5 protein-coding genes are annotated in these 7,282 nt (G+C 73.0%); all 5 read right to left on the bottom strand.

The window, feature by feature from the left end; genetic code table 11:
- Window positions 1-185: 185 nt before the first annotated feature.
- Window positions 186-881 (bottom strand): formyltransferase family protein, encoded by a 696-nt coding sequence (locus tag VT52_RS31440; protein ID WP_046420496.1) that lies wholly within the window; start codon window positions 879-881, stop codon window positions 186-188.
- Window positions 878-2,125: a cytochrome P450 gene (locus VT52_RS31445; RefSeq protein WP_046420493.1), complete on the bottom strand. Its 1,248-nt coding sequence runs from the start codon at window positions 2,123-2,125 to the stop codon at window positions 878-880. The genes VT52_RS31440 and VT52_RS31445 overlap by 4 nt, the downstream gene beginning before the upstream one ends.
- Window positions 2,119-3,906, bottom strand: a complete 1,788-nt coding sequence (locus tag VT52_RS31450) for a beta-ketoacyl synthase N-terminal-like domain-containing protein (RefSeq protein ID WP_046420491.1) — start codon at window positions 3,904-3,906, stop codon at window positions 2,119-2,121. Before VT52_RS31450 ends, VT52_RS31445 begins: the two co-directional genes overlap by 7 nt.
- 34 nt (window positions 3,907-3,940) lie before the next feature.
- Complete coding sequence (locus VT52_RS31455) at window positions 3,941-5,755, bottom strand: non-ribosomal peptide synthetase (protein WP_046420488.1); 1,815 nt, start codon at window positions 5,753-5,755, stop codon at window positions 3,941-3,943.
- The coding region (locus tag VT52_RS31460; protein WP_240509953.1) for a condensation domain-containing protein at window positions 5,752-7,282 on the bottom strand (1,531 nt) is incomplete at its 5' end. The genes VT52_RS31460 and VT52_RS31455, both read right to left, overlap by 4 nt.

The following is a 7,282-nucleotide window of genomic DNA, read 5'->3' on the forward strand; positions in this document are numbered from 1 at the left end:
CGCCGACAGATCACCTTCGCCGCCGACAGGTTTCCGACACTCCCTCGGCGGACGGCGAGGCGAGCGAGCGGGCCGGCGCGCGACGACCCCGCGCGACTGCCCCCGCGCGACTGTTTCCGCGCGACGGACGGCACGCGACCGGTCCGGACCCGCTCCGGCGCGCGGTGCGGGCCGGCCGCACCTGATCACTCCTCGTGCAGTGCCCATCTGCTGCCGTCGACGGGCTCCGAGCCCGGCAGCGCGATGAGTTCGGGCTTGAACAGCGGGGGCGCGCCCATGGCGGGCTCCCAGGTGGCCAGTTCCTCGTCCTGGGGGACTTCGACGCGGCGGCCCTTGGCGAGGTCGGTGACCACCCGGACCAGCAGGCGTACGCCGAGCGGGGCGAGGTGTTCGCGCCACAGGGTCCCGGGGGTCGAGCCGGGGGGCACGAAAAGGTGTTCCTGGGCGGCGACGGGGCCCCCGTCGGTGCGTTCGGTGAGGTGGTAGACGCTGCCGCCGGTGACCTTGTCCCCGTCGCGGATCGTCCACCGGATCGCGTCCCGGCCGCGGTGCAGCGGCAGCAGGCTGGGGTGGTAGCCGATGGCCGCGACGGCGGCGCGGGCCCGGGTCCGGCGTCCGATGAAGGCGTGCGAGTGCGCGGCGACGATGAGGTCCACCCCGTCGGGCACATGCATCGCGCGCAGCTCGGCCGAGTCCGTCCAGGGGACGCTCCTCGGATACGCCCACGCGCGCAGCCGGTCCCAGGACAGCGCGTTGCCCTCGTCGGAGTGGCCCTTGCGCAGCCGGGGGGCGGCCACGCCCGCGAGCCGGTGGCCCTCCGCCACCAGGGCGTCCGCGACCTGTACCGCGAACGCCCCCTGCCCCGAAAGGTAGATGTTCACTGGCTTGCCGCCTCCTTCGTCGAGCGGGGGTCGGGCCGGAACCGCACCGGCAGCGTGGAGAACCCGGTCAGGAAGTTCGACCGGATGCGCAGTGCGTCGCCGGTCTGCTCGAAGCCGGTGGTGAAGTCCCGCAGTGCCATGAGGAGTTCGGCGATCTCCACCCTGGCCAGGTAGGAGCCGAGACAGAAGTGCGGGCCGTAGCCGAAGGCCAGATGCTTGTTGGGGGTGCGGCCGAGGTCGAACTCCCCGGGCCGCTCGAAGACCCGCTCGTCCCGGTTTCCGGAGGCGTGCCAGAGCGTGACGATCTCGCCCGGACGCAGCCGGACACCGTGCACCTCGGTCTCGCGGACCACGGCGCGCCCGAAGTGCATGGTGGGGGAGGCCCAGCGCAGCACCTCGTCCACGGCGGTGTCGATCGCGACCTCGCCGTCCTTGAGCCGCCGCCACTGCTCGGGCCGGGCGGCGAGGCTGTGCACGCCGTCGATCATCGTCAGCCGGCTGGTCTCGTCGCCGCCGATGATCAGGCTGTAGCAGTTGAGGACGATGTCCTCGTCGGACAGCGGCACCCCGTCGACGGAGCTCGCGACCAGCATGCTGATCACGTCGTCGCCCGGCGCCGCCCGCCGCTCCTCGACCATGTCCATGAAGTACAGCAGGATCTCGTTGCGGGCCATCTCGGAGTCGACCTCGTCGACGTCCTCGGTGTCGGCCGAGAGCGCCGCCTTGGTCTGGGCGAGCAGATGGTCCCGGTCGTGCTCGGGCACGCCGAGCAGATTGGAGATCGTGGTCATCGGGATACGGCTCGCGATCTCCTCGGCGAAGTCGCAGCCCCCCGCCTCGACCGCCTCGCGGACCAGCCGCCGGGTGTTGGCCCGCACCGCCGCCGCGACATCGCTGAGCACCCTCGGCGAGAGCACCCGCTGGAGGATCTTGCGCAGCTCGTGGTGGCGCCGGCCGTCGGTGACGGCCAGCATCCGACCGGCCCCGGCGTCACCGCCGCCCAGCAGCGTGACCAGCACATTGCCGCGCTCGGAGGTGAGGTTCAGATCGTCCCGGTAGGCGGCCATGATGTCCTCGTACCGGGAGAGCACCCAGAACCCGCGGCGGCCGCCGGCCGGGGGGTTCCAGTACACCGGTGCGGTGTCCCGCAGCGTGCGCCAGAACCCGTCGAGGTCGTGGTCCGCGAAGGTGTCCGGGTCGCCCAGGTCCACGGTCGCCGGCGCCGGGGCGCCCGCCGTCACCATTCCGTGCGCCAGAACCGGCGCGGCTGGAACGGGTAGGTGGGCAGCGGCACCCGGTGGCTCGTCTCGCCCCGGTGCAGCGGACGGAAGTCCACCCGCCGGCCGTTCACCCAGGCGGCGGCGAGCGCGGACAGCGCCCGGTCGTCGTCCGGCGCGGCCGGCACGATCCCCCGGTCACCGTGCGGCAGGGAGTCGACGTCGACCTGCGGAGCGGCGGCGGTCGTGACGGCCGGTCCGCCCGCGGAGTCGGCGGACAGCGCCTCGATCAGCTCCTCGCGGCTGCGGACCACGGCCGCCCACCGGCGGTCCATCGTCCTGCGGCCCAGGTTGAGGCTGAAGCAGACATCGTCGAGACGCAGCCCGGGGTCGGCCAGCAGCCGGTCCCGCAGCCGGGCGCGCTGGCGCCCGAGCGCGTCGTCGTCCAGCGCGGACAGGGTGGCCAGGCGCGGCCTGCCGACGGCCTCGGGAGCGCGTTCGGCCAGCGTCGGCGCCTCTTCGAGCACCAGGTGCCCGTTGTAGCCCCCGCCGCCGATCGCGGTGATCCCCGCGCGGCGGACGCCGGCCTCCGGCTCCCAGGGAGCGGCCTCCAGCTGCGGCACGAACGGGGTGCTGGGGAAGTCGATCTCCGGGTCGGCCTCGGTCAGGTTGATCGTCGGGGCCAGTGTCCGGTGGTACAACGCCATCGTGGCCTTCATGGCGCCGAAGCCGCCCGCCACCACCCCGCCGTGGCCGACGTTGCCCTTGACCCCGCCGATCGAACAGGTGCCGGTCTGCTTGCCGAACGCCATGCTCACGGCGTGCACTTCGAGCTGGTCGGTGATCGGCAGTCCGAGCCCGTTGGCCTCGTACACGGACACCGTGTCCGGGGTGACACCGCCGACCTGCATGGCGGCCGCGATGCACGCGCTGAGCCGCTCCGGCTGCGCCAGCCCGTAGGCCATCGCGCTGACCCCGTTGTTGTTGATGGCCGAGCCCTTGACCACGGCGTAGACGTGGTCCCGGTCGACGACGGCCTGGGCGAGCGGCTTCAGCAGCATCGTGACCACACCGCTGGACAGCGCGGCACCGGTACCGGCCGCGTCGAACGGGCGGCAGTGGCCGTCCCGGGACAGGATCCGGCCCTCCTCCCACAGATGACCGCGCGGGTGCGGCAGCCGGACCATCGCGCCACCGGCGATCGCCATGTCGGTCTGCCCCAGCAGCAGGGACTGGCAGGCCAGGTGCACCGCGTAGTGGAAGCCGGCGCACGCGGTGGTCACGGTGACGGCCTCGCCGGTCAGCCCGATGTAGTACAGCGCGTTGGACGTCATGGTGTCCGGCGACCACGCCAGGCCGTGCTCGATCGCCTCGGGACCGACCGACACCCGGTCCGGTGGAGCGCCGTAGAGCGCCGCCGTCTGCGGGTTGTTGGCGCCGTAGATCCCCACCTCGCCCGGCACCCGGTCCGGGTCGTAACCGCCGTCCTCCAGCGCCTCCCAGGCGCTCTCCACGAACAGCCGGTTCTCCGGGGTCATCGCGGCCGCCATCCGGTCGCTGATGCCGAACACCGACGGATCGAACGCGTCGTACCCGTCGAGGACGCCGCAGGCCCGCACGTAGTACGGGTTGTTGATCAGCGTCTCGTCGACCTTGATCTCGTCCTTCTCCAGGAACCGCACGGACTCCCTGCCGTGCACGAGGTTGTCCCAGAACTGTTCCTTGGTGCGGGCACCGGGCGCCTTGCACGAGATGCCGATGACGGCCACGTCGCCCGGGTCGTAGTCCTGCTCGGGACTTTCGGACATGAAGGGCTCCTGCTCAAGTGGGTGGTGGGAAGGCTCAGTTACCGGTGGAGGAGGCACGGCCGCGCAGCGCGGCGCGGCGCACGGCGGCCCGGCGGCGGGCCGACTCGACCACCTCGGGGGTGGCGTCGCCGTCCTCGTCGAGCCAGCGGCCCAGCGAGTGGATGTCACGGAAGCGGAAGAGGTCGGGCACCCGCACCCGGCGGCCGAAGCGCCGGGTCATCAGCCGGGCCAGCCGGACCAGCAGGAGCGAGTCGCCGCCGAGGTCGTAGAAGGCGGCCCGGACGTCGATGCCCGCCGGTTCCAGACCGAGCAGCTGGCCCCAGATCTCGGAGAGCGCCACCTCCGTCGGCGTACCGGCGGCCGTCACCGGCCCGCCGCCGGCGGCCGGCGGTTCGGGCAGCGCGGCGCGGTCGAGCTTCCCGCCCGGCGTCAGCGGCAGCTCGTCCAGGACCACGATCGCCTGCGGCACCATGTACTCGGGCAGTTCGGCGGCGAGCTTGCCGGTGATGGCGGCCTGGAGCCCGGCGTCCAGCCGGGCGCCGCCCCGGCCGGCGCCCTCGGTCACGACGTAGCCGACGAGCCGGCGGCCCCGTACGACGGCAGCGGCCTCGCGGACCTCGGGGCAGCCGGTCAGCCGGGACTCGACCTCCTCCAGCTCGATGCGGTGGCCGCGCACCTTGACCTGGTTGTCGGTGCGGCCGACGAACTCCAGTTCACCGCTTGCGGTGAGTACGACGACGTCGCCGGTGCGGTACATGCGCCCGCCGTCCCGGAACGGGTCCGGCACGAACCGCTCGGCGGTGGTCTCCGGCCGGTTGAGATAGCCGCTCGCGACGCCCGCGCCGCCGAGGTACAGCTCGCCGGGGACGCCGGCCGGCACCGGCTTCCGGTCCTCGTCCAGCACGTGGAGCCGGGCACCGGCCGCCGCCCGGCCGATCGTGGGCTCGCCGGTCCCGTCCCTCGGCACCGGCCCCAGGGTGCAGAAGACGGTGCCCTCGGTGGGGCCGTAGGCGTTGAAGACGTCCGCGCCGGTCTCCGCGTACACCCGGTCCACCAGCTTGCGCCGCAGGGGCTCGCCGCCGAACACGACCGTGCGCAGGTTCGGCGGCAGCCCGCCGGCGTCCAGGAGGGCGTTCGTCACGGACGGGATGGCGTGCAGCAGGGTGACCCGGTCGGCGTACGGGCTCTCGGGCAGATGGACGGTGCTCTCCACGAGCACGAGGGCGCCGCCCCGGCTCAGGGCCGGGAAGATCTCCATCACGGACATGTCGAAGCAGATCGAGCTGGCCGCGCAGACTCCGCCGAGGTCGCGGTCGCCGAGAACCCGGTCCCAGGCGGTCAGCATGGCCGCGCAGCCGCTGTGCCGGATCGCGACCCCCTTGGGCTGCCCGGTGGACCCCGAGGTGTAGATCACGTATGCGGTGTCGTCCGGCACGACCGGTACGGGCTTCTCGCCGGGCTCCGTCGTCACGGCCTCGTCCAGCACGACCAGGGTCGGGCCCGCCGGGCAGCTCTCCCGGGACGCGGGCGTGGTCAGCAGCAGGTTCGTGCCGCTGTCCCGCACCATGAACTCCAGCCGCTCGGCCGGGTACCTCGGGTCCAGCGGCACATAGCAGGAGCCGGCGCGCAGGACGGCCAGGACGGCGACGAGGAGACCGGGTGTGCGCTCGACGCAGACGCCGACCGGGACCCCGGGACCCGCGCCCTCGGCGACGAGCCGCTCGGCCAACTCGGCCGACCGTTGGTCCAGTTCGCGGTAGGTCAGCGTCCCGGCGTCGGACAGGACGGCCGTCGCGTCCGGGGTCCTCGCGGCCTGTTCGGTGAACCTGGTGTGCAGGGTCTGGGTCACTGGTCCGTCTCCTTGGGACGGCCGCCCGGCGCGATGTCGTCGAGTGCCAGGTCGGGATGGGCGATCGAGTCGAAGAGCACGGTGCGGTAGAGCGTGAGCAGTGCCGTCACGGTCCGCTTCTCCAGGTAGCTCGGTTTGTACTGGACGTGGCCGACCACCTCGCCGCCGATCTCGGCCATCGAGATCTCCAGGTCGAACTTGGCGAGGTGCCTGCGTACGGGCAGCGGCTCCAGGGGCAGCGCGCCCTCGGGCGCGATCGTGTCGCCGATGCCGTGGAAGAGCTTCACGGAGCGCGGGAAGGCCTCCGAGGAAAGCCAGTTGAGGACGACGTCGAACCACGGCGAGCGACCCTCGGCCCGCGGGGGCTTCAGCTCGGACGCCAGCAGGTCGAGCGGGTAGTTCATGTGCTCCAGCAGGCCGAGCGAGAACGCGTGCACCTCGCGCAGCAGCTCCCGGAAGCCGCGGTCCCCGCCCGGCCTCGCCCGCACCAGCACCGTGTTCAGGTAGTAGCCGATGGCGGACTCCCAGCCGGACTCCGCGCGTTGGGCGATGGCGGTGGCGAGGACCGAGTCCTCGACGCCGGCCGCGCGGTTCAGCGTCGCGAAGAAGCCGGCCAGCACCACGGTGCTGATCGACACCCCCTCGCGCACCGCGAACTCCCGTAGTGTCCGGGTCTCTTCGGCGCTCCAGCGGAAGGTGAGGTCGCGGCCCTCGTAGGTGACGCCGGGCGGTCGCTCGACGGGGGACAGATCGAGGCGGGCGGGCGGATCGGCGAGCTGCCGGGACCACCAGTCGAGCGCCGCGTCCGCCGCCGGGCCGGCCAGCCACCGCCGCTCCCACTCCACGAACTCCGTGTAGGGAGCGACCGGTTCCGCGGCGCCGGGATCGACCCCCTCGTAGAACGCCTGGAGTTCGCGGATCATCACATCGGCCGACGCCGCGTCCGAGGCGATGTGGTGCACGAGGACCAGCAGATAGTGGTCGGCCGGACCGCGTGACATCAGGACGACGCGGACCAGCGGCCCGTTGTCCAGGTCCAGCGGCATGTGGCCGTACACGGCGAGTTCCTCGCGGGCCCGCTCGTCGTCCAGGTGCGTGCTGTCCGCGACGAGGAACTCGTACTCCGGCTTGTCGAGGACGACCTGGTACGGCCGGCCGCCCGCCTCCACGAAGATCGTGCGCAGCGCCGGGTGCCGCCGCATCACGGCCGCCACGGCGCGCTCCAGGGCCGGGGCGTCGACCTTGGTCCGGACCCGGGCGGCCACCATGAAGTTGTACGGCACGGCGTCCGGCTCGATCTGCTGCATGAACCACAGCGAGGCCTGGCCGTGCGACGCCGGCGCCAGTTCGAACCCGAGCCCCCCGGCGCCCAGCTGGTCGAGGGCGGGGGCGTCGGTGGGGTCGAGGAGGCCGCGGGCGGCCAGCTCTTCCAGAAGCTCCTCGGCGTCGAGTTCGGAGAGGGCGCCGAGAGGAGCGGGGGGAGCGGGGGAGGGACCGGGGGTGGGCGGGGCCGGTGGTGCCGCGGAC

The sequence above is a fragment of the Streptomyces malaysiense genome (assembly GCF_000980885.2).
GTDB lineage: Bacteria > Actinomycetota > Actinomycetes > Streptomycetales > Streptomycetaceae > Streptomyces > Streptomyces malaysiense.

Bases quoted from the DNA above. Each gene is read 5' to 3' on its own strand.
- VT52_RS31450 (WP_046420491.1), bottom strand. From the start codon at position 3,906: ATGTCCGAAAGTCCCGAGCAGGACTACGACCCGGGCGACGTGGCCGTC.
- VT52_RS31445 (WP_046420493.1), bottom strand. From the start codon at position 2,125: ATGGTGACGGCGGGCGCCCCGGCGCCGGCGACCGTGGACCTGGGCGAC.